Annotated in this window: 28 protein-coding genes; 16 read left to right on the top strand and 12 right to left on the bottom strand. The window is 62.5% G+C overall.

Translation table 11 applies throughout. The features are described from left to right. The first annotated feature begins 4 nt into the window (after positions 1-4). Positions 5-1,312 (top strand): tetratricopeptide repeat protein, encoded by a 1,308-nt coding sequence (locus tag ACQY7X_RS03600; protein ID WP_428248483.1) that lies wholly within the window; start codon positions 5-7, stop codon positions 1,310-1,312. A 215-nt stretch (positions 1,313-1,527) separates the two neighbouring features. After that, positions 1,528-1,776, top strand: coding sequence for a hypothetical protein (locus tag ACQY7X_RS03605; RefSeq protein WP_341979061.1), 249 nt, complete (start codon positions 1,528-1,530; stop codon positions 1,774-1,776). A 97-nt stretch (positions 1,777-1,873) separates the two neighbouring features. Here the strand turns inward: ACQY7X_RS03605 and ACQY7X_RS03610 are convergent, their stop codons facing one another. Genes ACQY7X_RS03610 through ACQY7X_RS03625 form a run of 4 tightly spaced genes read right to left on the bottom strand, consistent with a single transcriptional unit; the run spans position 1,874 to position 4,782 of the window. Beyond that, the gene (locus ACQY7X_RS03610; protein WP_428248484.1) at positions 1,874-2,281 is read right to left on the bottom strand and encodes a DUF2794 domain-containing protein; all 408 of its coding nucleotides are present in this window, start codon (positions 2,279-2,281) and stop codon (positions 1,874-1,876) included. Positions 2,282-2,339: 58 nt separating this feature from the next. Then, a complete protein-coding gene (locus tag ACQY7X_RS03615) occupies positions 2,340-2,891 on the bottom strand; it encodes a response regulator (protein WP_428248485.1) in 552 nt (183 codons plus the stop codon). Positions 2,892-2,903: 12 nt separating this feature from the next. Continuing rightward, positions 2,904-3,551 (bottom strand): chemoreceptor glutamine deamidase CheD, encoded by a 648-nt coding sequence (locus ACQY7X_RS03620; RefSeq protein ID WP_428248486.1) that lies wholly within the window; start codon positions 3,549-3,551, stop codon positions 2,904-2,906. Positions 3,552-3,561: 10 nt separating this feature from the next. Further along, on the bottom strand, positions 3,562-4,782 hold the full coding sequence (locus ACQY7X_RS03625) for a pentapeptide repeat-containing protein (protein WP_428248487.1): 1,221 nt from the start codon (positions 4,780-4,782) through the stop codon (positions 3,562-3,564). A gap of 254 nt (positions 4,783-5,036) precedes the next feature. Here ACQY7X_RS03625 and ACQY7X_RS03630 point away from each other — a divergent pair, with 254 nt between their 5' ends. The 11 genes from ACQY7X_RS03630 to ACQY7X_RS03680 all read left to right on the top strand — a co-directional run bounded on the left by ACQY7X_RS03630 (position 5,037) and on the right by ACQY7X_RS03680 (position 13,513). After that, positions 5,037-5,561 carry a hypothetical protein gene (locus tag ACQY7X_RS03630; RefSeq protein WP_428248488.1) on the top strand — a complete coding sequence of 175 codons (525 nt, stop codon included), beginning with the start codon at positions 5,037-5,039 and terminating at the stop codon, positions 5,559-5,561. Positions 5,562-5,701: 140 nt separating this feature from the next. Next, complete coding sequence (locus ACQY7X_RS03635) at positions 5,702-6,211, top strand: hypothetical protein (RefSeq protein ID WP_428248489.1); 510 nt, start codon at positions 5,702-5,704, stop codon at positions 6,209-6,211. Positions 6,212-6,401: 190 nt separating this feature from the next. Then, complete coding sequence (locus ACQY7X_RS03640; protein ID WP_428248490.1) at positions 6,402-6,839, top strand: hypothetical protein; 438 nt, start codon at positions 6,402-6,404, stop codon at positions 6,837-6,839. A 193-nt stretch (positions 6,840-7,032) separates the two neighbouring features. Continuing rightward, positions 7,033-7,347: an STAS domain-containing protein gene (locus ACQY7X_RS03645; RefSeq protein WP_428248491.1), complete on the top strand. Its 315-nt coding sequence runs from the start codon at positions 7,033-7,035 to the stop codon at positions 7,345-7,347. Beyond that, positions 7,344-7,709 (top strand): response regulator, encoded by a 366-nt coding sequence (locus ACQY7X_RS03650; RefSeq protein WP_428248492.1) that lies wholly within the window; start codon positions 7,344-7,346, stop codon positions 7,707-7,709. The genes ACQY7X_RS03645 and ACQY7X_RS03650 overlap by 4 nt, the downstream gene beginning before the upstream one ends. A gap of 23 nt (positions 7,710-7,732) precedes the next feature. Continuing rightward, the gene (locus ACQY7X_RS03655) at positions 7,733-9,988 is read left to right on the top strand and encodes a chemotaxis protein CheA (RefSeq protein WP_428248493.1); all 2,256 of its coding nucleotides are present in this window, start codon (positions 7,733-7,735) and stop codon (positions 9,986-9,988) included. Positions 9,989-10,010: 22 nt separating this feature from the next. Then, positions 10,011-10,559: a chemotaxis protein CheW gene (locus ACQY7X_RS03660; protein WP_428248494.1), complete on the top strand. Its 549-nt coding sequence runs from the start codon at positions 10,011-10,013 to the stop codon at positions 10,557-10,559. A 37-nt stretch (positions 10,560-10,596) separates the two neighbouring features. Beyond that, positions 10,597-11,442 carry a CheR family methyltransferase gene (locus tag ACQY7X_RS03665; RefSeq protein WP_428248495.1) on the top strand — a complete coding sequence of 282 codons (846 nt, stop codon included), beginning with the start codon at positions 10,597-10,599 and terminating at the stop codon, positions 11,440-11,442. A 22-nt stretch (positions 11,443-11,464) separates the two neighbouring features. Further along, positions 11,465-12,514, top strand: a complete 1,050-nt coding sequence (locus tag ACQY7X_RS03670) for a protein-glutamate methylesterase/protein-glutamine glutaminase (protein WP_428248496.1) — start codon at positions 11,465-11,467, stop codon at positions 12,512-12,514. A gap of 148 nt (positions 12,515-12,662) precedes the next feature. Further along, positions 12,663-13,052 (top strand): response regulator, encoded by a 390-nt coding sequence (locus ACQY7X_RS03675; protein ID WP_341979046.1) that lies wholly within the window; start codon positions 12,663-12,665, stop codon positions 13,050-13,052. Next, positions 13,052-13,513 (top strand): MarR family winged helix-turn-helix transcriptional regulator, encoded by a 462-nt coding sequence (locus tag ACQY7X_RS03680; RefSeq protein WP_428248497.1) that lies wholly within the window; start codon positions 13,052-13,054, stop codon positions 13,511-13,513. The genes ACQY7X_RS03675 and ACQY7X_RS03680 overlap by 1 nt, the downstream gene beginning before the upstream one ends. Before the next feature lie 6 nt (positions 13,514-13,519). Here the strand turns inward: ACQY7X_RS03680 and ACQY7X_RS03685 are convergent, their stop codons facing one another. After that, on the bottom strand, positions 13,520-14,473 hold the full coding sequence (locus tag ACQY7X_RS03685; protein ID WP_428248498.1) for an alpha/beta hydrolase: 954 nt from the start codon (positions 14,471-14,473) through the stop codon (positions 13,520-13,522). Between the two features lie 108 nt (positions 14,474-14,581). On the opposite strand from ACQY7X_RS03685, the gene ACQY7X_RS03690 reads away from it, so the two are divergent. Continuing rightward, the gene (locus ACQY7X_RS03690; RefSeq protein ID WP_428248499.1) at positions 14,582-15,976 is read left to right on the top strand and encodes an aspartate aminotransferase family protein; all 1,395 of its coding nucleotides are present in this window, start codon (positions 14,582-14,584) and stop codon (positions 15,974-15,976) included. A gap of 107 nt (positions 15,977-16,083) precedes the next feature. Beyond that, positions 16,084-16,932, top strand: coding sequence for a hypothetical protein (locus tag ACQY7X_RS03695; protein WP_428248500.1), 849 nt, complete (start codon positions 16,084-16,086; stop codon positions 16,930-16,932). 9 nt (positions 16,933-16,941) lie between these two features. Here the strand turns inward: ACQY7X_RS03695 and ACQY7X_RS03700 are convergent, their stop codons facing one another. The 7 genes from ACQY7X_RS03700 to hisN all read right to left on the bottom strand — a co-directional run bounded on the left by ACQY7X_RS03700 (position 16,942) and on the right by hisN (position 24,102). After that, positions 16,942-17,343 carry a carboxymuconolactone decarboxylase family protein gene (locus ACQY7X_RS03700; RefSeq protein WP_428248501.1) on the bottom strand — a complete coding sequence of 134 codons (402 nt, stop codon included), beginning with the start codon at positions 17,341-17,343 and terminating at the stop codon, positions 16,942-16,944. Between the two features lie 16 nt (positions 17,344-17,359). Continuing rightward, on the bottom strand, positions 17,360-18,376 hold the full coding sequence (locus tag ACQY7X_RS03705; RefSeq protein ID WP_428248502.1) for an LLM class flavin-dependent oxidoreductase: 1,017 nt from the start codon (positions 18,374-18,376) through the stop codon (positions 17,360-17,362). Between the two features lie 78 nt (positions 18,377-18,454). Further along, on the bottom strand, positions 18,455-19,309 hold the full coding sequence (locus ACQY7X_RS03710; protein ID WP_428248503.1) for a type 1 glutamine amidotransferase: 855 nt from the start codon (positions 19,307-19,309) through the stop codon (positions 18,455-18,457). Between the two features lie 5 nt (positions 19,310-19,314). After that, entirely contained in the window at positions 19,315-20,475 is a 1,161-nt protein-coding gene (locus tag ACQY7X_RS03715; RefSeq protein WP_428248504.1) for an iron-containing alcohol dehydrogenase, read from the bottom strand. Positions 20,476-20,493: 18 nt separating this feature from the next. Next, a complete protein-coding gene (locus ACQY7X_RS03720) occupies positions 20,494-21,876 on the bottom strand; it encodes an aldehyde dehydrogenase family protein (protein ID WP_428248505.1) in 1,383 nt (460 codons plus the stop codon). Between the two features lie 7 nt (positions 21,877-21,883). After that, the gene (locus ACQY7X_RS03725) at positions 21,884-23,257 is read right to left on the bottom strand and encodes a glutamine synthetase family protein (RefSeq protein ID WP_428248506.1); all 1,374 of its coding nucleotides are present in this window, start codon (positions 23,255-23,257) and stop codon (positions 21,884-21,886) included. A gap of 26 nt (positions 23,258-23,283) precedes the next feature. Beyond that, entirely contained in the window at positions 23,284-24,102 is an 819-nt protein-coding gene (gene hisN / locus ACQY7X_RS03730) for a histidinol-phosphatase (RefSeq protein WP_428248507.1), read from the bottom strand. A gap of 125 nt (positions 24,103-24,227) precedes the next feature. Between hisN and ACQY7X_RS03735 the strand changes: the two genes are divergently transcribed. Then, positions 24,228-25,235 (top strand): ABC transporter substrate-binding protein, encoded by a 1,008-nt coding sequence (locus ACQY7X_RS03735; protein WP_428248508.1) that lies wholly within the window; start codon positions 24,228-24,230, stop codon positions 25,233-25,235. Positions 25,236-25,242 lie beyond the last annotated feature (7 nt).

Consider the following 25,242-nt stretch of genomic DNA (forward strand, 5'->3'; position numbering starts at 1 on the left):
ATACATGAGCCTTAAGGATGCACAGGGCCTGGGCGTCAGCAGCGACGATCCGGCAATCGTTGGCCGGCTGGATGAATTCGACCGCAGCTTCCTGAGTTATGGCAAGACGGCGGCAGCAGCCTGGGAAGCCGCCGAACTGGCACCGGCGCAGCCGCTGGTGGCTGCCAAGGCCGCAGCACTGGCCTTGTTCATGCAGACCGGCGAAGCCGCGGCCAACGCGACACGCTTCCTCGACCGCGCTGAGGCCACGCTGTCCAAGGCCCTGCCGCGCGAGCTTCTGTGGCACCAGGCGGTGCGCGCCTGGACGAAAAACGATCTGCGCCAGGCCATCGCCCTGCATCAGCAGATCGTGCGGGATTATCCGCACGATCTGGCAGCGATGAAGCTCGGTCAGGTGCATCAATTCCATATCGGCGATGCCGAGGGCATGCTGCGGCTGGCCGATATGGCACGCGCGGCGAATGAAGAGAGCGCCTATCTGCATGGCATGCGCGCCTTCGCCCTGGAGGAATGCCATCGCCTGGAAGAAGCCGAGGCCAGTGCGCGGCAGGCGATTGCCATGCTGCGGCGCGAACCCTGGGCGCATCATGCGCTGGCGCATGTGATGGAAGCACAGGGCCGCACGGCGGAGGGCCTGGATGCCATGCTGGGCTTCAGCGATTGCTGGGCCGATTGCAACAGCTTCATGCTGACCCATAACTGGTGGCATGCGGCATTGTTCGCCATCGATTGCGACGATCCGGCGCAGGCGCTTGAACTCTATGACCAGCATGTCTGGGGTGTGTGGAAGGAATACAGCCAGGATCAGGTGAATGCCGTGGCATTACTGGCGCGGCTGGAATTCGTCGGCCTCGATACCGGCGGGCGCTGGCAGGAACTGGCACGCTATCTCGAACCGCGCCTGCACGAGCATGTCGATCCGTTTCTCGATCTGCATTACCTGCTCGGCCTTGCCCGCGCAGGCTATGATGCCTCGGCGCAGGAACTGCTCACCTCAATGGCCGAATACAGCCACACGGCCAACGACCCGGTCTGGCATGGCGTGGCACTGCCCCTGGGGCGCGGCATCCTGGCCTATGGCCGGGGCCAGTGGGATGAGGCTTTCCGCCAGTTGCATATGGGTCTGGATGGCGTTGCCGGAATCGGCGGCAGCCACGCCCAGCGCGATCTGTTCCATTGGCTGATGCTGGAGGCCGGCTGGCGCGCCGGCCGCAAGGCCGATATCCGGCCGCTGCTGCTGCAGCGCATGACCGCACGCCCCACAGTGGCGCGTCATCGCCGGGAATTGACCCGTGCCGACTCGAATGTTTAGAGCGCGACTCGGTACCGAATCGGCGCAACCACGATAAAAAAGCCATAAAAGTTGCACGAATCGAATGTTAACGGCATCGCGAATCGCCGCGATTGGCGCGGCTCAAATGCTCCGGCTTGACAGTTAGGCCGCTGCCTCCATGAGATGATGCCGATGCAGCCAGCCTACCTATGCATATGGGCAGGCATGCAGCCTCAATCTTAGGGATCATAGCAATGTTCACCCGTATCAAGACGATTGCCGCTGCCTTTATCGTCGCTGGCTTCCTGTCTGGCGTCGTCGCCCCGGCCTTCGCGCCGGCCGCTCAGGCCCAGGCCACTCCGGCCACCCCGGCCAAGCCGGCCGCGAAGAAGGCTCCGGCCAAGAAGGCTTCCGCCAAGAAGCCGGCTGCCGAGAAGAAAGCTCCGGTGAAGAAGGCCGCTGCCAAGCCGGCCAAGAAGGCTACCACCAAGAAGGCCGCCTGATCGGCCGAGCTTCCGGCCAGATTTCAGGCCCTAGACGGAATCAGAGCCCTCGCTCCGGCGCCTTGCCGGGCGGGGGCTTTTTTGCTGTGTTGGCCTTTCAGGCCAATGCGTCTCGCTTGGGTTCAAAATAACGCAGCAGCATCGCCAGTTCGCGGCCACGCCGCAGGATGCGGCCGCCCTGGCCGAGAATGGCGAAAGCACCCTGGCGGCGCGCCAGCTTCGGCGTCTTCACGATGCGGTAGAGCGCGCCATCGGCACTGCGGCGGAACACCGCGAAGCTGCAGCTCTCTCTGTCATGTCCGATGGCGTAGTCGCGCCATTCGCCACGCCCGACCATGCGGGAATAAAGATCAAGAATCTGAGCGAATTCGCGCCGGTCGAAAAATACGACTGGCGGTGCCGCCGGATTGGCCACGGCCTGAAGCGGCTGCGCCGCCTGCCCCTTGGCGGGGCGGAAATCCTGAAAGGCGACGATATCGCTCATGCCGCGCGGGCTGGCCTCCATGGGTGTTCCTGGGCCGAATCTTGGCCCCATGACGCCTGTGCGTCAACCCGGTAAACGCTCAGAGTTCCTTGAGCAGTTCTTCCACCGAGCTTTCGTCCATCACCTGGTCACCCTTGGCCAGCAGATCCTTGCGCCGTTCTTCGCCGGTGTAGTTGGAAACCCGGTGGCGGCGGCGGTCGGGGCCAAAGAACTCATCGGTGCGCACGAAGGTGCGCGGATTCTCGATCACCACGGTGATGCGTTTGGCCATGGTGGAAGCCGAGAACGGCTTGACCAGGAATTCGGTGACACCGGCATCGCGTGCCTTGATCACCTTCCACTCTTCAGACTGCGCCGTGACCATGACGATCGGCACGAATACGTTCTTCGAAGCCGGATTCTTGCGCACCCATTCAACGAAACCGATGCCATCCATCTCACCGTCCATGTGCCATTCGGTGAAGATGATATCGACGACGTTATTCTCAAGATATGCAATCGCAACCTGCGCATTGGTTGCCTCGGCCACTTTGGTGATGCCAAGCGGGCGCAGCACTTCCTTGATCAACTGCATGTGGTTCTGATTGGATTCAACCACCAGGCAGGCAACATTATTGAGCTTGTACGTCATCTTGCCGGGCCGTCAGTCGAACAGCTCAATGCTGCCAGCGGTATTCTGCACCGCCGTGATCTTCTTCGCCGTTTCGCGCTGGAACACCGCCTTGGCGCTAGCATCCTCGATCTGCTTCATGCGCACAACGCCGGTCTCTGGAAAATACTGCACCTTGCGCGGCAGGTTGCCGCGCAGGTCGGCGCCCATCACGCGAAAACCTTCAGCCTTCAGGTAGCGTTCGACGAAATCAGCATTCTGGTGCCCGATGCCGCGCAGGCCAGCCAATACATTGGCGCCGCCGAATACCTTCACCTCCAGCCGCTCGCGCCGCCCGCCTACGGCCAGGATGCCGTTGATGAGCTGTTCCATCGAGTAGCTGCCATAGCGCAGCGAGGCCGAGAAGGGCAGGTCCGGGTTGTTATCGCCACCCTTATCGGGCAGCAGGAAGTGGTTCATGCCGCCCTTGCCGGCCACAGGATCACGAATACAGGCGGCGATACAGGAGCCGAGCACTGTGGCCAGCATCTCGCCCGGCTGGGTCGAAACGTAGAAATCGCCCTGGAATACCTGCACGACATGGGTCTTGAGCACCGGGTCGTAATACCGGCGACGCTCGCTCATCGGCGCCACGCCGAAGCCCGCCTCATTTCGTTGCAGATTTGTGCCCAGCGTGCTCATGCGGCGGCCATCATGGACCGGCGACCATGCCGGGTTCAAGGCCGGTAACCTTTTCGATCACGGCATCGTTCCATTGCACCGCATCAACCCGAGCACCGCCGAGATTGGCCCCCGTCAGGTCGCAACGCATGCGCCGGCCGGTACGTTCACCCTGGGCGGTGAGGATTTCCGCACTGCCGAACACGGCTTCAGCGATATCGGCAAAACGCAGATCGGCGCCGGTGAGCGTGGCCCCCAGGAATACCGCACCTTTAGCCTCGGCATCGCGGGCATCAATGCCGGAAAGATCGGCGAAGCGCAGCACAGTGCGCTCCAGACGAGCCTCCCGCAGCTTGGCACCACGCAAGCGAATGCCCGACAGATCTTGCCCGCGCAAGTCGAAGCCGGAAAGATCCGCCCCGCGCAGGTTGGCCGGCTGGCCACGGCCGGTCTGCACCCAGCGGCGATGCTCTTCAAGCTGGGCGGTGATCTCTTCCGGTGTCAGCGGCTTGGGCGGCGGCAGGGCCTCGGCACCAAGGTTGGCCATGGCGATATTGGCGCCATAGACCTCAACCCCTTCAAGATCGACGCCATGCAGATGGGCATCGGTCAGATTGGCGCCGGCCAGCGTGGCGCCGGCAAGCTTGGCGCCCGAAAGCTCGGCACCCACCAGATTGGCACCGACCAGGGTGGCACCACCGAGATTGGCATTCGACAGGTCAACCTGGGCCAACTGACAATCGGTGAGCGCGGAATTCTCCAGGTTGGCACCGGCAAGATTGCTGCCAGTGAAATCGGCTCCCAGCGCATCAACTCCGGCCAGGTTCGCACCGGCGAAATTGCTGCCGGTGATATTCTGGCGCAGCACTGCGATGCCATCGGCGGTGCCGGCACCGGGGGCTGCCTCCCCAAGCTCCAGGCCACGGCGGAAATTCACCCCGGCCATCACGGCATTGGCAAAGTTGGTGCTTTCCAGCACGGCGCCGCGCATGTCGGCGCGGGTCAGATCGGCAGCGGAAAGGTCTGCGCCGGAAAGATCCGCCTTGAAGAAACTGCATTGCGCCAGATTGGCGCCCTGCAGCTGGCAATTGCGCAGAATGGCGGCACGGAAATTCGCCCGCCGCAGATCGGCCTTGGAGAGGTCGGCACCCGTGAGGTCCTTGCCACCGAAATCCGCAGCCTTGCCAGTGGGCAGACCCTTCAGCCAGAGCTGATGGTGGTGCAGCATTTCCTTGATATCGAGCGGATCCATTGGCGGCCGCCATCCTCCAGACCGCAACCACACCGGAATCAACGGCCTGGTTGTACTGCACGCAACTTTAGGCAGCTGGCAGCCGCCTTTGCCCCCGGCGGCATAATGGAACGGGGCAGGCTGCGGCGCAATCGCTTAAATGCCGGGCGCTTGTATGCCGGACGCTTAAATGGTCGGGAGTTGGTCGCATTTTACCCCGTCTTGTGCCTTAATGCTTGCCAGGGGCACCGATAACACAAGCATAGGGGAGTCCGGTGGCGCGCAAACCTGGCGTGACACGGCAGGCCAGCAACGGTCAGAACGGCAAAACGGCAGGGCGGGAACCGCCAACCGTTGCCGAACGTGAATTGCTGGATTTCATTGCCCTGGTGATGCTGGCGATCAAGGAAGAAATCGAGGACCTGCGCAACGCACAGTCGAAATCGGCGCAGGCCTTCAGCGCGCAACTCATGGAAATCGGTGCGCAGCTGCCGCAGTCCCCAGCGATGGCGGCGATCGTCGAACTGATGCAAGGCGACGACCTGCGCAATCAGCGCCAGCAGCATGTGGTGAATGCGCTGCGCTATGTGGAAGATCTGATCCGCGAACGCTTCGGCCGGGACTGGGCCCCCACTCTGACGGATCGCGCCACTGGCTGGGGTGAGGGCCTGCTGGCGGGCCAGAATCTGGAAATGGTGCGGGCACATTTTCATCACTACCTGCTTGGGCCGGGCACTGATCAGGCCAAGCCGATAGTGAAACCGGAGCAGCCCGCCGGCGATGATGTGGAACTGTTTTAGCCCGCGCTGCGTGCCGCCAATCGCATGATGCGCTGCTAATTGATTGCGTGCCTCGTTCGAAAGTATTAGCCTTGCCCGAGCAATCAGATGCTTCGGCATGAAGCTGTTTTACTCTGGGCGTTGAAGGATTTCCGGACCCGATGTCGGACCAGACCAAGAAAGGCGAGTTCATCGATCCGCCCAACTTTCTGAAAATGAAAGTGGGGACTGGCGGGTTCGATAAACAGACGATCAAGGAAGCCGAAACCGCGATCCAGGTGCTGGGCCAGAAGATGTACCAGCAATGGGCCGACAAGGATCTGGGCCGCCTGCGCGAAGCCTTCGACGAACTGCGCCACACCAATCTGGACGATCCGGCCGGCGTGCAGAGCATGTTGCGCATCTGCTGGGACATGAAGGGGCTGGGCGGCAGCTTCGGCTTCCCGCTGGTCACCGAGATCACGCATTTCCTCAGCAACTATCTTGAGCATTGCATCAACAGCCCCGAGACCTCGGTGAGTGCGGCTGTGGTGCAGCCGCATATCGATGCACTCTATGTGGTGCTGAGCCAGAAGATCGCCGGCGATGGCGGCGCCATTGGCCGCGAACTGGTGCGCGGCCTTGAAACCGTGGTGCTGAAGACCGGCGCGCGCATCGGCGGCCGCGGCTGAATTCGGCAAAAACGCCAAATCCAAAATCCTTGGCCAAAAAACGCTAGAGTTAGTGGGTGGGATATTGCCGCACCACTGCATGCAGCGGTTCTGGCTTGACCCTGCGACTCGGTGCCAGTAAGGTCTGAACGAATCGGGATTTAGTCCGATTCGGCATAGCCGAATCAATCTCTTACCGCAGGATTCTGCCTTGGATAGCGCGCCCTGGCCGCAGCAGGATGATGACGGATTCGCCTTCGGCGCCGATACGGTGATCGACGTGGAGGCGGAAGAGCTGTCCACCAGCCAGGATGGTGCGAAATCCCACGACAGCCGAGCCAATGGCCCCCTGCCCCGGCTTGCCGACCACTTCAACACCGAGACCAAATTCCACGGCCAGACGCTGTCGCAGTTGGCCGTGCATTCGCTGTGGATCGTCGATTACCTGCGCAGCCTGGGCCAGACCGAAATGGCCGATGGTGATCTCGACAGCCTGGTGCGCTGTGCCGATGACCTGGAAAGCTCGATCATGCTGATGTTCCAGCTTGCCGGCGGCACCCGCGCCGAACTGCACCAGCGCTATGCCGGGCTGAAACTGTCAACCCTGGCGCGTCATGCCGCCACGTTTGACATGTCCCGCCGGCAATAGCCGCCATTAGGGCTCAATTCGTCAGATTCCGGACTACCTGACAGGCCTTGTGGCCGTGCTTGCTTGGCGATTTTTACCAAGTTATCTACGCAATTTAACAACGCAACCCCTTTGCCGCCCCCCCAGCCATCGGCTAGGCTCCCCTGACGGCGAAAACCGCCGGCGCGTGAACCGCCGCAAGGGGGGCTAAACCATGGAGCCGTTCAGCATCGTCAAGGCCGACGACGCAGTCCAGCTCAAACTGGCGGCAACGATGGATTTGCGGGCAGCCGAACCGCTGCTGCAGACAATGCAGGAAGCGATCGGCGCCGGCGGCAAGCTGGTGGTCGATGCCTCCGCCGTGGACCGTCTTTCCACACCTTGCGTGCAGGTACTGATCGCCGCGCTCCAGCAGCTGGAGCAAAACCAAGCCGCCTTCGTCATCAAGTCGCCGAGCGATGCTTTCGTTTCGGCCTTCGACGATCTGGGGCTATTTTCGTTTCTCATGAAATGGCCGGTACAAACATGACTAAAACCGTCCTCACGGTCGACGATTCGAAGACCATGCTGCAGATGCTTCAGTTCGCGCTGAAGCAGGGCGGCTACACCGTCATCCAGGGCGAGAACGGCCAGGAAGGCCTTGATCTGCTGGACCAGCATGACGTGGACGTGATCATCAGCGATATCAACATGCCGGTGATGGACGGCATCACGTTCATCAAGGAACTGCGCAAGAAGCCGAAATGCAAGGCGACGCCGGTGCTGATCCTGACCACCGAAAGCAGCCAGGCGAAGAAGGCCGAAGGCCGCTCCGCCGGTGCCACCGGCTGGATCGTGAAACCGTTCGATCCCGCCAAGCTGCTTGAAGTGATCCGCAAAGTCAGCCCCTGAGCTGAAGCCGGAGGTGCCGCCCGATGGATGAACTGCAGCAGTTTAAGCAGACTTTCTTCCAGGAATGCGAAGAGTTGCTGAGCGATCTGGAAGGCCATCTGATGGCCTTGCAGGCCGGCGAAGGCGACAGCAACACGCTGAACGCCGTGTTCCGCGCCATCCATTCGATCAAGGGCGGCGCCGGCGCTTTCGGCTTTGACCGCCTGGTGAATTTCGCGCATATCTTTGAGACCGTGCTGGACCTGATGCGGGATGGCCGGCTGGAACCGACCCCGGATTCCGTGCTGCTGGTGCTGCGCTGCGCCGACATCCTGTCCGATCTGGTCAAGGCCGCCCAGACCGGCGGCGAACTGCCTGAAGAGCATGAGAATGACGGTCGCAAGTCGCTGATCGCGCTGGCCGCCACCATCGGCGTGAATGCCGATCCGCATGCCGCCGATGACGAGTTGGCGGCACTGGATGCCGAACTGGGCCTGAACAACCTGATGCCGGAGCCGGAACCTGAGCCGGAAGTGGCTAAGGTGCCGACGCTGAAATATCTGGTGAAATTCAGCCCGCGCGATGCGCTCTATCAGCGCGCCAACGAGCCACTGATCCTGATCCGCGAATTGCGCAATCTGGGCGGCTTCCTGGCCCGCGCCGATACCAGCGCATTGCCTGACCTCGACCGCATGAATGCCGAGGGCGCCTATATCAAGTGGGAATTTGACATCGAGACGGACCAGGGCGAAGACGCCATCCGCGACGTGTTCGAATTCGTGCTCGACGATTGCGACTTGGAAATCACCTGCCTCAATCCGCCGACCGAGGCCGCGCCCCAGGCTGCATCGCAAGCCGCTCCGCAGGAAGTACCCAGGCCGGCCGCGGCCCCGGTTGCCGCAGCAGCGCCCGTCGCATCCAAGCCGGCCGAACCCGCCCCTGCCGTCGCACCGCAGCCAGCCGCCGCCGCACCGCACGAACACAAGGACCCGCATCCTGAAGCCGCGAAGGCGGAAGCCAAGCCCGGCGCTGCCGCCGGCGGCGAAGGCGCCAAGTCGGTACGCTCGATCCGTGTCGATCTGGATCGCGTCGACAAGCTGGTCAACATGGTCGGCGAGCTGGTGATCACCCATGCCATGATCGCGCAGCAGACCGAGCATCTGCATGCCGACCAGCATCCTGAACTCGCCAATGGCCTGGCCGAACTTTCGCATCACATCCGCGACCTGCAGGAAAGCGTGATGGCGATGCGCGCCCAGCCGGTGAAAAGCGTGTTCGCACGGCTGCCGCGCCTGGTGCGCGAACTGGCGCAGCTCACCAACAAGAAAATCCGCCTCGACATGAGCGGTGAGAATACCGAGATCGACAAGACGGTAATCGAGCAGCTGGGCGATCCGCTGACGCACATGATCCGCAATTCCTGCGACCATGGCATCGAGAATCCGGACGACCGCCTTGCCGTGGGCAAGCCGCCGGAAGGCGTGATCCATGTTTCCGCTGATCAGCGCGGCGGCCGCATCGTGATCGAGATTTCCGACGATGGTCGCGGCATCAACCGTGACAAGGTGATGAAGAAGGCGATCGAGAAGAAACTGGTGGCACCGGATGCGGTGCTGAGCAACGAAGAGATCGACAACCTGATCTTCCTGCCCGGCTTTTCCACTGCTGACACGGTATCGAACATTTCCGGCCGCGGTGTCGGCATGGACGTGGTGCGCCAGAACATCCAGTCGCTTGGTGGCCGCGTGCATATCCAGTCACGCCCCGGCCAGGGTTCCAGCTTCATCCTCACCCTGCCGCTGACGCTGGCCGTGCTGGATGGCATGGTGCTCAAGGTGGGGCAGCAGAGCTACATCCTGCCGCTGGCCAATATCGTGGAAAGCCTGCGGCCTGAGGCCGACCAGATCAACGTGGTGGCCAATGCCAGCCAGTTGCTGCGCATCCGTGGCGAATATGTACCGCTGGTCTATCTGCACCGCATCTTCAAGGTGGCGAGCGGCATCGACGACCCGACCAAGGCGCTGGTCATCATCGTGGAGATGGAAGACGGCACCAAGATGGGCCTGGTGGTGGACGAGATCATCGGCCAGCAGCAGGTGGTTATCAAAAGCCTGGAAGAGAATTTCGATCCGATCCGTGGCGTCGGCGCCGCCACCATCCTGGGCAATGGCCGCGTGTCGCTGATTCTGGACGTCGCAGGCATCAAATACATCGCGGAGAACGAGATGCGGCAACCCGCGTCGCGGGTTTCCTCCGGCAACGGCAATGTGACGGCGCTGAACGCCGCCGCGGCGTCGTGACCACGACTTAAAGGAGGCTGTCATGTCCGCCACCGCTCAAGCCACCGCAAAAGGCGCCGAAGCCGGCGCCCGCTCCAGCCGCACCATTCAGCTGATCTCCTTCACGGTAGGCAGCGAGGAATACGGCGTCGACATCATGGCGGTGCGAGAAATCCGCGCCTGGTCAGAGACCACGCCGCTGCCGAACACGCCGGAAGTGGTACGCGGCGTGATCAACATGCGCGGCGCCATCGTGCCGATCTTCGATCTGCGCGCCCGCTTCGGCATGCCGCGCACCGAACCGACCAAGTACAATGTGGTGATCATCGTTTCCGTGGCTTCGCGCATTGTCGGCATCCTGGTGGATGCCGTATCCGACATCATCACCATCAACGAGGACGAAATCCGTCCGATGCCGGAGATGGAGCAGGTTTCGGGTATCGGCTTCATGGAAGGCCTGATCACCGTGGGCGAACGCATGGTCGGCCTGATTGGGCTGGATCGCATGTTCTCCGGCCGCATGCTGGACTCGGCAGATACGGCGGCACGTCCGATGCTTGCCGGCCCGTCTGCGGATGCCGGGGCGGCCTGAGGCAGCGCCCGCAGGAATGAACAGGGATGCCGCAGCCATGACAAACGCGGTAGCAGACGACAGGGAGTTCACCTTCTCTGCCGATGACTATGCCTTCCTGGCCAAACTGCTGAAGGAAAAGACCGGCATCGACCTTGGCCCGTCGAAGCAGAACATGGTCTATGCCCGCCTCGCCAAGCGGCTGCGCAAACTGCATATCCCGAGCTTCCGTGCCTATTGCGACTTCATTGCCAGCCCGGAAGGCATCGACGAACTTGGTGCCACACTGAATGCGCTGACCACCAACCTGACCAAGTTCTTCCGCGAGAATCATCATTTCGAGCATCTCGCCGGTCAGGCTTTGAGCGAAATCCGCACCCGCTCGACGACCCAGGGCCGGCGCCTGCGCATCTGGTCCGCCGGCTGCTCGTCCGGCGAGGAGCCCTATTCCATCGCCATCACGCTGCGCCAGTCGATGCCCGATCTGGCACAATGGGATGCCAAGATCCTGGCCACCGATATCGATACCGAGATGGTGCGCCGGGGCAATGAAGGCGTCTACAGCACGGAATCGGCAGAGGGTGTGCCGGCCGATATCCGCGACAAATGCTTCGAGCCGCATGGCCCCGGCAAAGTGCGGGTGCGCCAGGAACTGCGCCAGCTCATCGCCTTCAAGCACTTGAACCTGATGTCGCATTGGCCGATGAAAGGGCCGTTCGATCTGATTTTCTGCCGCAATGTGGTAATCTATTTCGACAAGGACACCCAGCGGGTGCTGTTCGACCGCTATGCCAATTTGCTGGTGCCGGGCGGCTTCCTTTATATCGGCCATTCAGAGAACCTGTTCGGCATCACCGAACGGTTCAAGCTGCTGGGCCGCAATATCCATCGCAAGATCGCTTAAGCAGACGCGTCCGGGACTAGGCATGGCAAAAAAGATCAAGGTTCTGATTGTCGATGACTCGGCGCTGATCCGTCAGCTGCTGACATCTGCGCTGAGCAGTGATGCGGACATCGAGGTGGTAGGTGCCGCGCCGGATCCGCTGGTGGCGCGCAGCATGATCAAGGAACTCAATCCGGATGTGCTGACCCTGGACGTGGAAATGCCGAACATGGACGGCATCTCGTTCCTGGAAAAGATCATGCGGCTGCGGCCGATGCCGGTGGTGATGGTATCCACCCTGACCCAGAAGGGCGCCTCGATCACCATGCAGGCGCTGGAAATGGGTGCGGTCGATTTCGTGCCGAAGCCCACCCTGGACATCAAGCACGCCCTGGAAGAGATCAAGAGCGAGCTGGTGGCCAAGGTAAAGATGGCTGCCACTGCCCGTGTGGTTGCACGCAGCCGTCCGGCCGAAGGCACCGCGCCCAAGCGCCTCACCCCGGGCCCCGGCTTCACGTCCACCGACATCATCTGCGCCATCGGCTCGTCCACAGGCGGCGTCGAGGCGCTGAAGGAAGTGATCACCGTGCTGCCACCAGACAGCCCGCCGATCCTGATCACCCAGCATATGCCACCGCGTTTCACCGGCAGCTTCGCCGCCCGCCTCGATTCGCTTTCCGCGGTTTCGGTTTCGGAGGCCAAGGATGGGGTGCGCGTCTTTCCAGGCCATGTCTATATCGCACCAGGCGATTTCCACCTGACGCTGCATCGTTCCGGCGGACACTACTACACCAAGCTCAACCACGACCCGCCGGTTTCCGGCCATCGTCCCTCCGTGGACGTATTGTTCAGTTCGGTGGCCGAGCATGCCGGACATAATGCCATCGGCGTGATCCTCACCGGCATGGGCAAGGATGGTGCCGCCGGCCTGAAGAAAATGCTGGAGGCCGGGGCCCAGACCATCGGCCAGGATGAGGCCACCAGCCTGGTCTATGGCATGCCGAAAGCAGCGAAACTGGTAGGAGCGGTGCAACAGGAAGCACCGATCGGACAGGTTGCGGCGGAAATCCTGAACCGCTGCAAGCAGCGTTAGAGTGCGTCTGAACCCGGTCCGACGGCCTCCAACAGGCCCTTGGCAGCATTGAGATACCGGGCGTTTTGGGTTATTCATCGCCTTGTAACCGTTGCCGTTTTAGGCATTCGGCGGGGTGACTGGTAAAAGGAAGGAGCGAGGATCGAACATGCCGGTGGCCAGCCAACTGCGGGTTCTGATTGTCGACGACCAGATGAGCATGCGCGGCATTGCCCGCTATTGCCTGCAGGAAATCGGCATCAAGAATGTCGTCGAGGCCAAGAGTGGCAATGAGGCGCTCCTGGCCATGAACTCGAATAAATTCGACCTCATCATCTCCGACTGGAACATGGACGGGATGGACGGCTTGACCCTGCTCAAGACCATCCGTGCCAACCCGCTGACCAAGCGCATGCCCTTCATCATGGCCACCGGCCAGCGCGATACCGAGCTGGTGAAGACCGCCATTCAGGCCGGGGTGAACAATTACATGGTGAAGCCGTTCAACGCCGCCACGATGAAGCAGAAGATCGAAGCGGTGCTCGGCAAGCTCGGCTGATGACGCCGTTCGCGCTGGATAACTACCTGCCCTATCTGATCAACCGCGCCGGCGTTCGCCTGGTCGCGCATTTCAGCATCCGGCTGCGCGCCGAGGGGCTTGGCATTCAGGACTGGCGCGTACTCGCTGCGCTGTTTGAACAGGATGGCCAGCGGCTGTCCGATCTTGCAGAACGCACCTCGATTGAAATCTCGACCCTCTCGCGCATCATCGGCGGCATGGAAACCACCGGCCTGCTGCGCCGCACGAGGGCCAATACCGATGCCCGCGCCGTCGCCATCCGCATCGAGCCGCGTGGTCGCGAGATGGTGCAGCGGCTGCTGCCAGCAGCCGAGGCGCTGGAGCGCAATGCCCTGGCAGGTCTCACGGAAGCCGAGGAAGCGCAGCTCAAGGAATTGCTGCGCCGGGTATATGAGAATCTCGATGGCCGCAGCCTGCCGGCCGCCGCCAATAACGGCTAGGCCGGCTCAAGCCAGGCAGCCATCCAGGAAGCGGATTACGTCGGCGGTCACTGCATCGCGGTTGGTTTCGTTGAGCAGTTCATGCCGCGCCTGTTCGTAGAAAATATGCTCCACGCGGCTCAGACCGGCAGCCTGATAAGCCTGCAATAGCTGGTGCAGGCCGCGTGTACCCGCCGAAACCGGATCATGGGTGCCGGCGATAATCAGCAGCGGCAAATCCTTCGGAACCTTGGCCTGCTCGGCAGGTTCCGCCATTTCCGACAGGCCATCAAGGAAATCGACCCAGAACTGCGTGCTCATTTCATGGCCGCAGAACGGGTCTGCCATATACGCATCGACTTCCGCCGCATCGCGCGACAACCACTCGAACGGCGTGCGTGCTGGTTCGAACCGTTTATTGAAGGCACCAAGTCCCATCTTCTGGATCAGCGCGCTATGGCCCTGGCGGCCCAGCCGCAGCCGCTCGGCCCGCGCGATCAGCTTGCCCAGGCCGGAAATCGGCGGCGGCTTGCCGTTGGAAGCACAGAGCACGGCACCCCGGATCGTCGCCGCATGCAGCTCGACATAACGCTGCGTCATGAACGAGCCCATGGAATGGCCGAACAGCAGCACCGGCAATCCGCCCTCGGCAGCGGCAGCGAAGCGGTTGATCTGCAGCAGATCGGTCAGCGCGCGGTTCCAGCCATCGCCATCCGCCATATGGCCGAGCGCACCGGTGCCACCATGCATCACTGCCGTGCGGCCATGGCCGCGATGATCGAAACCGTAGACGGCATAGCCTGCGGCGTTCAGTGCCCCAGCGAAACGGGCATAACGACCGGCATGTTCAGCCATGCCATGGGCGATATGCACCACTGCCTTAGGCCGTGGCTGCTCGGCACTGGGCACGGGACGCCAGACATGGCCGCGCAGGATCAGGCCATCGGATTCGGAGCGGAGTTCAAGATCGGCATGGGTCATCCGCCTAATTTAGCCTGGGCGGCGGGGCATTGTCAGGCGCCAATTGGACCCTTGCCGGGCGGGGGTTAAGCCGGTCTAATCGCCCCAACGGAGATAGAAAGCAGACCCATGACCCAGTTGCCAAATTCGCTCGCCGCACGCGATATCGCCCATGTGCTGCACCCCTATACCAATCTGGTCAAGCATGAGAAGGCCGGCCCGCTGGTGATCGAACGCGGCAAGGGCATCTATGTCTACGATGACCAGGGCCGCGAATATATCGAGGCGCTGGCCGGCCTGTGGTGCGCCGGGCTTGGTTTCGAGGAACCGGCTTTGGTCGATGCCGCCATTGAGCAGATGCGCAAGCTGCCCTTCTATCATTCCTTCGGCCACAAGAGCGCCCCGGTGGTAATCGAACTGGCCGAGAAGTTGAAAAGCCTGTCGCCGGTGCCGATATCGAAGGTGTTCTTCGTCAATTCCGGCTCGGAAGCCAACGATACCCAGATGAAGTTCATCTGGTACTACAACAACGCCATCGGCCGGCCGAAGAAGAAAACCCTGCTATCGCGCCAGCGCGGCTATCATGGCGTCACTATTGCGTCCGCCAGCCTTACCGGCCTGCCCGCCAATCATCGCGCCTTCGATCTGCCGATTGCCGGCGTGAAGCATGTCGATTGCCCGCATTACTACCGCCTCGCCCTGCCCGGCGAGAGCGAGGCGGAATTCGTCGCGCGGCTGGCGCAGAACCTGGAGGACTTCATCCAGCGTGAAGGCCCGGATACGGTGGCCGCCTTCTTCGCCGAACCGGTGATGGGCGCGGGCGGCGTGATCGTGCCGCCGGAAGGATACTTCCCGGCGATCCAGGCGGTGCTGAAGCGGCATGACATCCTGAGCGTATCGGACGAAGTGATCTGCGGCTTCGGCCGCACCGGCAATGTCTGGGGCGCACAGACGCTGGACTTCCAGCCCGACATGATCTCCTGCGCCAAGCAGCTTTCCTCGGCCTATCTGCCGATCGCCGCCTGCATGATCAGCGAGCCGATCTACGAAGCGATCCGCGACCAGTCCGGCACCATCGGCACTTTCGGCCATGGCTTCACCTATGGCGGCCATCCGGTCTCGGCGGCGGTCGCCCTGCGCACCCTACAATTATACGAAGAACGCAAAATCTATGATCACGTCGCCATGGTGGCGCCGCGCTTCCAGGCGAGGCTGAAGTGCCTGGCCGATCATCCGCTGGTGGGCGAGGCACGCGGCGTCGGCCTGATCGGCGCCGTGGAACTGGTAGCCGACAAGGCCAGCCGGCGCAGTTTCGATCCGGCCATGGCCGTGGGTGCCACCTGTGCTGCCTTTTCCCAGGAAGAAGGCCTGATCCATCGCGCCCTGGCTGGCGATGCCCTGGCCTTCTGCCCGCCGATGATCATCACGGAAGCTGAAATCGACGAAATGTTCGACCGGTTCGAGCGCGCCCTGGCCAAGACTGAAGCCTGGATCGCCCGCGAAGGCCTGCGTAACGCTGCCTAAAAGCTGGGCGGCGTAATTTTTCCACAGTGCCTTGGGGCGGAAAGCGCCCCATGCTATCGTAGACTGTAGTGCCGGCAGGATTAGCGCCGGGCGAGGTACTTTTAAGCATGATCGTCGATCAACATACCCAGGAAGGCAATGAACTGGTCTCGCGCATCGAAGCGCGGGCGATGGAGATTTTCCGTTTCACCGAGAATCCGGCCGAACGCCGCGACAACGTCGCCGGCTTCCGCCGCTTCAGTGCAATGATCGATGATTTCCACCAGTCGGCCGAGGTCGCCGAAGGCCGCCTCACCCTGCTGAAATCTGACCGCCGCGACGAACTGCGCCGCTATGTGACGCAGATTCGCGCCAAGATCCTGAAAATGGAAATCGACATCACCCAGAGCTATCTGGAGGGATTGATCGAAGCCCAGGCGCCGCTGCCCTATGGTGCGCGCGAATTCTTCTCCTCCCGCCTGAAGCGGCTGGGCGAACTGGCCCATATTCTGTCCGACGGCCCGGAAGCGGATGGCTCAGCCGGCCAACTGATGCAGCATATGCGCAACATGCTGCAGATGCTGATGGACCGCTCGCCGGAACTGGCGGTGTTTGAACGCGATCCCAACCAGCGGCCGCAGCCCCGCAGCCGGCCGCCGCAGGCAGCCGGCCGGGTTCGTGGTGGCGCCTCTGGCCCGCCGCCTTCCGCGCCGCCAGCGGGCAAGCAACCGGCCCTGCCGCCGGTGATCAAGCTGGAACACCGCGATGATTGGGGCCGCGTCTTCCTGGCCAAGGGCAGCTTCGACCTGGTGACCCAGGTCTGCCGCGTCAAAGGCCTGTCGATGGACATGATTGCGTCCAAGATGGGCGTGACCCGCATCGCCCTGACCCTGATCCTGAACGGCCAGGATCCGATCGCGCGCAACATGCTGGATGTGCTGCACAAGACCCTGAACGCCGGGCATCAGACGCAATAGATTGCGGCTTCAGGCCTTCGGCAGCTTGCCGAGTTCCACCAGCACTTCGCTCGCCGCCTTGAAGGCATCAAGTCCCGCCGGGATTCCGCAATAGATCGTGGCCTGCAGCAGGATTTCCTTGATCTCATCGACGCTGACGCCGTTGGTGATGGCGCCTCGCACATGCAGCTTCAATTCCGGCGTGCGGCCCAGCGCGGTGAGCATGGCCAGGTTCAGCATCGAGCGCGTCTTGCGCTCCAGGCCGGGGCGATCCCAGACATACCCCCAGCAGAATTCCGTGGTGGCATGCTGGAAGGTCATGGTGAAGTCGTTCGCCTTGGCCAGCGATGAATCGACATAATCGGCACCCAGCACCTCGCGGCGCACTTTCAGGCCGGCCTCGAAAAGCTGCTTCAATTCCGTCTCGGACATGTCCCTCTCCCAGTCATTAGCTGCGGGAGAGGTTAAATTCCTCGGCCAGCAATTGGTAGCTTTTCAATTTCGCCGCCGGATCATGGGTCCAGGTCAAAATCACCAATTCCCGCACCTTCAGGCTTTCCGCCAGGTCGCGCAGGCGTTGCCCGAGTTCAGCTGGCGTGCCGATCAGGGCGCGCTTGCGATCACGCTCCAGCTTGGCCCGCTCCACGGCAGTGTAATCATGGGCTGCGGCCGCTTCCGGCGTCTGCAACGGCAGCAATTCGCCGATGTCACGGCCCTGGCGCCAGCGCGCCCGGGTCATGAACAGATGCTCGGCCTCCTCGCGCGTCTCCGCCGCCAATGCCCAGACGCAGATATTGGCTTCCGGCTCAGGCTGCTGTGGCGTCGGCTTGAAATAGCGGTAATAGACTTCCATCGCCTGCTCGGCGCCACGGCCATCGGTGATGAAATAGGCAAACGAATAGGGCAGGCCGAAATGCGCCGCCAGTTGCGCACCATAATCCGACGAACCGAGCATCCACAGCCGTGGCTGGCTCGGTGCCATCGGAAAGGCACGCACGCCATGGCGCGGATCGCCTTCCTTCGGCGTATAGCCGGCGATCCAGCCTTCCAGGTCGCGCACCTGGGTCGGGAATTCATCCTCACCGGCGGAAAAGGCATGCGGATTGAGCGCATAGGCGGTGCGCCTGTCGCCGCCCGGTGCGCGGCCAACACCAAGATCGATGCGGCCCGGCGCCAGCGCATCCAGCACGCGGAACTGTTCGGCTACCTTGAGCGCATTGTAATGCGGCAGCATCACCCCGGCGCTGCCGATGCGGATACGGCTGGTGCGCGCCGCAATCGCCGCCATCAGCACTTCTGGCGCGGTGCCGGCGATGCTGTCGTGGTTATGGTGCTCGGAGACCCAGAAGCGGTGATAACCAAGCGCCTCGGCCTGCTCGGCCAGCGCCAGGGTATCGCGGATGGCCTGATCCTGGCCGCGCCCGGCAGCGGCAGTGGATTGATCGAGAATGGAGAGTTTCAGCATGCCGGCAACATAGCGCGCCCAATCCGTTTGCCAAGGTCGGGCGGCTTGCCAAGCCGGGCAGGTGTGGAATACGGCGGCCTACTGCACGGCCTGCCAGCGCGGCCAGACCACCATATCGAGCCAGTTCTTCAATTCGCGCTCTCGTTCCTCGCGCTTCAGCGTGCTCTCATCCAGGCCATGGGCCCAGGCCAGATCACGCCGCCCCGGCTCGGCATGCAGCGCCCGCAATTCGCCCAGATGGCGCTGCATCGCCGCTTCATCAGGGAACAGGCCATCGGCCAGCAGGCGCGGGCCATAGCGGTTCATCACTGCGGCGATTTCGTTGAAATCATATTCCGGGTGATACTGCACCGCCCAGGCATGCGGCCCAGCTTTGGCATCGCCGTAGCTTGCCGCCTGCACATCGCTGACCGCGTTGCTGGCCAGCACGGTCATGCCGCGCGGCACTTCCGCCACTTCATCCAGATGCACGCAGATCGCCTCGAACACCGCAGCCTTGCCAGCCAGCAGTGGATGCCCGGCGCCGGCCGGCGTGCGATGGATGCGCCGCGCCACGCCGATTTCGCGGCCTTTCGGATTTTTGTGTACCCGGCCACCCAGCGCCGTGGCGATCACCTGCAATCCCCAGCAGGAACCGAACAGGGTGCAGCCGGCATCCAGCGCCCGCCGCGCCAGATCGATCTGGCGCGTCACCGGCTCGGTCATGTCATAGACATTCAGCGCCGAACCGGTAAAGGCAACGCCGGTATAACGGCTGAAATCAAGGCCGGGATCGGCGGCATCGGCCGGATGCGTCACTTCAATCTCAAGCCGCGCATCCAGGCCCCGCAGCACGTCGGCATAATGCGCGCCGCTGGCCGTGCCGCCCGCAGCGATATTCGCCTGGTTGATCGCAGTCAGATTGCCATCGGCGATCAGGATACGCGGCGCCATGGGCTTCAGCTCAGGTCGCCGGCCACCGCTTTGCGGAACACCTTTTCCAGCGCCGCCGCGTCCACCGGGCAGGGATTGCCGCCGGCAGACGGATCAGCCTCAGCCATGCGGCCGATCATGGCGGCATCATCCACCGGCACCTTGATTTCGGCCAGCGTGTTCGGGATGCCGAGTTCATAGCGCCAGGCCAGCACCCAGTCGAATACGGCGTCATAGCCATTTCCCGACAGGTCCAGCACGCGGGCCAGCAGCTTCATGCGCTCGGCAATCGCCGCCTTGTTATGCTGCATCACATAGGGCAGCAGCACGGCGTTGGTGAGGCCGTGATGGGTGTCGTAGACCGCGCCGATCGGATGCGCCAGGGCATGCACGCCGCCCAGCCCCTTCTGGAACGCCGCAGCGCCCATGGAGGCAGCCGCCAGCATGCGCGAGCGCGCCTCGATATCCGTGCCATCGCGGTAGGCACGGCCCAGGTAATCCTTGCACAGCCGCATGCCTTCCAGCGCGATACCATCTGCCATCGGATGGAAACCCGGCGCGCAATAGGCTTCAAAGCAATGCACGAAGGCATCAACGCCGGTGGCCGCCGTGATATGCGGCGGCAGGCCAACGGTAAGCTCCGGGTCGGCGATTACCAGGGCCGGCAGCATGCGCGGATGGAAGATGATCTTCTTCTCGTGGACGTCTTCCTTGGTGATCACCGAGGCACGGCCGACTTCCGAGCCGGTGCCCGATGTGGTGGGCACTGCCACCACCGGCGCCATGCCGGCAACGTTGACACGGTCGGCATTGTCGCCGACATCCTCGAAATCCCAGAGCGGGCGATCCTGGCCGACCATCAGTGCAATAGCCTTGGCGGCATCAACGCCGCTGCCACCGCCAAACGCGATCACGCCATCATGCTTGCCAGCATGATAGGCCGCCACGCCGGCATCGACATTGGCGCCAGTGGGATTACCCTTCACACCCGCAAACAGCCCGGTGGGCAGACCGGCGGCTGCATTGCCGGCAATTGCCGCCTGCACCATCGGCGCATTGGCAAGGCCGGCATCGGTGATCAACAGCGGGCGCTGCATGCCGAGCGAACGGCAGGCCTGCGGCAATTCCTTGATGCGGCCAGGGCCGACCCACATGGTGGTGGGATAATTCCATTTACCGACGAGCATGGGGCGAACTCCAGAGAATCAGGTATTCAGGCGCAGGTGGAAGGATTTCGGCCGGGTGAGTGATTCAAAACCGACCGAGGAAAGCGTACAGCCACGGCCGGAATTCTTCACGCCGGTCCAGGCCAGGGCCGGATCGAGATAATCACAGCGGTTCATGAACACTGTGCCGGTCTCAAGCTCGGCGCCGAGCCGCGCGGCGGCTTCCGCGTCCTTGGTCCAGATCGCTGCCGTGAGGCCATAGTCGCTGTCATTCATCAAGTGCACGGCCTCGGCATCCGAACTTACCTTCATGATGCCGATGGCGGGGCCAAAAGTCTCTTCCGACATCAGCCGCATCTTGTGCGTCACATCCACCAGCACCTGTGGCGCCATGTAGGGCGTACCCTCGCGGTCGACGCTGAAATGGCTCGGCGCCACCAGGGATTTCGCGCCCTGGGTCACCGCCTCGGCGACCTGGCCGCGCACGAAATCGGCAGCGGCGACGCGCACCATCGGGCCGAGATTGGTTTCGGCTTTAGTCGGATCGCCCAGCACATACTTCTTGGTCAGATCGACGAAGCCATCGACGAAAGCACCATAGAGTTTCTCGTGCACATAAATGCGCTCGATGCCGCAGCAGGATTGCCCGGAATTGAAGAAGGCGCCATCGACCAGGTTTTCCACCGCATGGGCCAGATCGGCATCCGCGCGGACATAGGCTGGATCCTTGCCGCCAAGTTCAAGGCCAGCGCCGACGAAGCGGCTGACTAGGGCCTGCTGCACCGCATGGCCGCCAGCCACCGAGCCGGTGAAGGCGACGAAGCCGACGCGGCCATCGCGCATCACCTTGTCGGCATCGGCATGGCTCAAATGCAGATACTGGAACACGCCCTCGGGCAGGCCGGCCTCGCGGAAGGCTTCGGCATAGCGTTCGGCACAGAGCGGAGTCTGGTGCGAATGTTTGAGCAGCACGGTGTTGCCAGCCAGCAAGGCCGGAATCACCGCGTTCACCGAGGTGAGATAGGGATAGTTCCACGGCGCGATGACAAACACCACGCCATGCGGTTCGCGGCGGATGAAGCGGCGGAAATTATCCTTCGCGGCCGGCTCAATATCGCCAAGGGCCTGCGGCGCGATATCGATCATGTGGCTGGCGCGCTCGTTGAAGCCGCGTACTTCGCCGGGTGTCTGGCCCGAGGGACGGCCCATCTGCCAGGTAAGTTCGGCGGCGATATCGGCACCCTTGGCAACAAAGGCGGCGACCGCCTTACGCAGCACCTGCTGGCGCTGCGTAAGCGGCGTGGCCCGCCAGGCAGCACCGGCGGCAACCGACTTTGCCAGCGCCGCCTCGATGGCAGCGGCCTTGGCCAGTTCACGCTCGACATAGACCCGGCCGTCGACCGGGCTGACACATTTCAACATGCGGACCTCAGATGATTTCGAAATAACGCGCCAACTGCCAGTCGGTGATTGCCTTGCGGTATTCCCGTTCTTCCCATTCGCGCGTAGCGGCGTAATGCTCGACGAAAGCATCGCCGAACAGATCACGCGCCGGCTTGCTCTTCTTCAGGCGGCCGGCCGCCTCGAACAGGGTGCGCGGCAACTGGTACTTGGCCGGCAGGTCCACGGCATAGGCATTGCCCTGCAAGGCCGGTGTCGGCTCGATCTTGTTTTCCACGCCCCACAGGCCGGCGCCGATGGCCGCCGCCATGGCGATATAGGGATTGATATCGGCGGCGGCGATGCGGAATTCGACGCGCTGCGACTTCGGCGAGCCGGGAATGGCGCGCAACGCCGTGGTGCGGTTCTCGACGCCCCAGGAAGCCTGGGTCGGCGCCCAGAAGCCTGGAATCAGGCGGGTATAGCTGTTCACCGTGCAGGCGACCATGGAGAGCAGTTCCGGCAGCAAGGCCTGCTGACCGCCGATGAAATGCCGCATCGTGTCGGAGATATTGTGCTTCTGCTTCGGATCGTGGAAGGCGGTCTTGCCATCCTTCTTCTTCAGCGAAAGATGGATATGGCCGCTCTGGCCCGGCCAGTCATGCGACCATTTCGCCATGAACGTGGCCATCTTGCCCTGGCGCTGCAACAGCGCCTTGGTGAAAGTCTTGAACAGGGCGGCCTTGTCAGCGGCTTTCAATGCCTCATCCACCGTGATCGCGGCTTCCAGCACGCCGGCGCCGGTTTCGGTATGCAGGCCTTCCAGCGGGAAATCCATCTTCACGCCGAGATCGATCAGATCGTGATAGAGCGAGGACTCCACCGAGTTGCGTAGCACGGAATAGCCGAAGAAACCCGGCGTGATCGGCTTCAGGCCGCGATAACCCTTCTCACGGATCGAATGTGGTGTTTCGTCGAACACGAAGAATTCGAATTCGCAGGCGCCCAGCACCTTGTAGCCGAGTTTGTCGGCCCGTTCGAGCACACGGCGCAGCACGGCACGGGGACAGACGGTATCGGCTGGCGGTGAAAATTCACCCAGGAAGAACAGGGTATTCGGTTCCCAGGGAATATCGCGGCAGGTATCGGGCAGCACCCGCACCGGGGCATCGGGATAGGCGGTATGCCAGCCGGTATAGCTGACATTGTCGTAGAGCTGATCATTGGAATCCCAGCCCAGCACCACGTCGCAGAAGCCGAAGCCGCTATCCAGCGCCGAGAGGAATTTCTCAACCGAGATATACTTGCCACGCAGCACGCCATCGACATCGAAGGCGCCGACCTTCACCCGGTCGATCTTGCGCTCGGCCACGATGCGGCGGGCATCGGCCACGGTTTTCACTTGCCTCGACTGCAACGCCATCCTAGCCATCCCCCGTTCAGTCCCGTTCAAGACTTATTGATCAATCCCAGTGCCCAGGCATGCAAGGCCGGCGATGCCGCAGCAACAACGCGGCCATCCGAACCAAGCCTGAGCGGCTGGCCTGCCCAATCCGTTACCACGCCACCGGCGCCCTCGATCACCGCCACCAGCGGCAGGTAATCATAAGGCTGTAAGCCGACCTCAATGACCAGATCGACATAACCCGCCGCCAGCAGTGCATAAGCGTAGCAATCGCCGCCGAAACGGCGCAGCCGCACGGCTTCGCTCACCCGCTCGAAACCAGTCCGCGCCGCGCCTTCGAACATATCCGGCGAGGTGGCGTAGAGCACGGCTTCCGCTGGATCGGTGCAGCCACTGACCCGGCAGGGGGCATTGTTGAACCGCGTCGGCTGACCGGCCTCGCCCACCCATGTTTCATGCAGGGCCGGCATGTCGATCATGCCGAGCTTGGGTACGCCATGCTCAAGCAAGGCAATTAAAGTGCCGAATAATGGCAGGCCGGTTACAAAGCTCTTGGTGCCGTCGATGGGATCGATCACCCAGGTATAGCGGGCGCCGAGTCGTTCGGCGCCATGCTCCTCGCCATAGATGGCATGTTCCGGGTGGCGCTCGGCGATGATTGAGCGCATCGCCGCCTCGATGGCACGGTCTGCCACCGTCACCGGGCTGTGATCCGCCTTGTGCTCTACCGCCAATTTCTGCCGGAAATAGCGCTGCGCGATGGGGCGCGCGGCAGCCGCCAACGCCTGCGCCGTGGCCCGCAATTCGGGGCCGGGTTCGGCGGGGGCTGGCTGGGAGCCGGATGGTGTGGCGCTGAGTGGCATTTTGTGGATTTGTGTGTTTCTGTGGAATTTATATAGACGGCCTTGCGCTTCTCTGCAACAATTCCGCAATAATTCAGGGGACGCTTTCCACGATTATGCAAATCCACGCTACCAAGGGGGACAATATGAAGCACAAGCTTTTCGGCTGGGCCGCTGGCGCCCTGCTGCTGGCCGCGGCCAGCCAGGCCCAGGCTGGCACCATCACCGTCTATACGGCGCTGGAAGAAGACGAAATCGCCGATTATGTGGCGCAGGCGAAGAAGGACATCCCGGATGTGACGGTGAATGTGCTGCGCCTTTCTACCGGCGATCTCGGCGCCCGCATCCTGGCCGAGGCCGGCAATCCGCAGCATGACGTAATCTGGGGCTGGGCCGTCACCAACATGATGGACCCGCGCGTGCTGGCCCTGGTGGAGCCTTATGCCGCCAAGGGTACGGAGAAGATGGGCAGTGCCTATCTCGCCTCCGACAAGAAGTGGTTTGCCGCCACCGGTTATATCGGCGCCTTCTGCGTCAACACCGAACGGCTGAAGCAGAAGAACCTGCCGATGCCGAAAAGCTGGGCCGATCTGCTCAACCCGGCTTTCAAGGGTGAAATCGCGATGCCGAATCCGGTGTCGTCGGGCACCGGCTATCTGCAGATCGTGTCGATCCTGCAGAAGATGGGCGAAGAGAAGGGCTGGGCTTTCCTGAAGCAGCTCGATGGCAACGTGAACCAGTATATCAAGTCTGGTTCGCGCCCCTGCCGCCAGGCACGCGCCGGCGAATTCACCGTCGGCACGTCGCTGGCCTTCGCCGCGATCAAGTCGGTGGAGGAAGGCTTCCCGCTGGCCATGGTGCTGCCAGCGGAAGGCGCGGGCTACGAACTCGAAGCCTCGGGCCTGATGGCTGCCTCGAAGAACAAGGCGGATGCCAAAAAGTTCCTCGACTGGACGCTTTCGGCCAATGCCGCCGGCCTCTACGGCAAGTACAAGGAACTGGTGACGCTGCCGGGCTTCAAGCCAGGCAAGGTGGCGCGCGAAGCCGGCATGCCGGAGGATCCGGGCACGATCCTCTACAAGATGGATTTCGCCGCTTCCGCCGCCCAGCGCGATGCCATCCTGACGCGCTGGAACAAAGAAATCGGCCGCTAAGGCCGCA

The organism is Ferrovibrio sp. (assembly GCF_965278975.1).
Classification (GTDB): domain Bacteria; phylum Pseudomonadota; class Alphaproteobacteria; order Ferrovibrionales; family Ferrovibrionaceae; genus Ferrovibrio.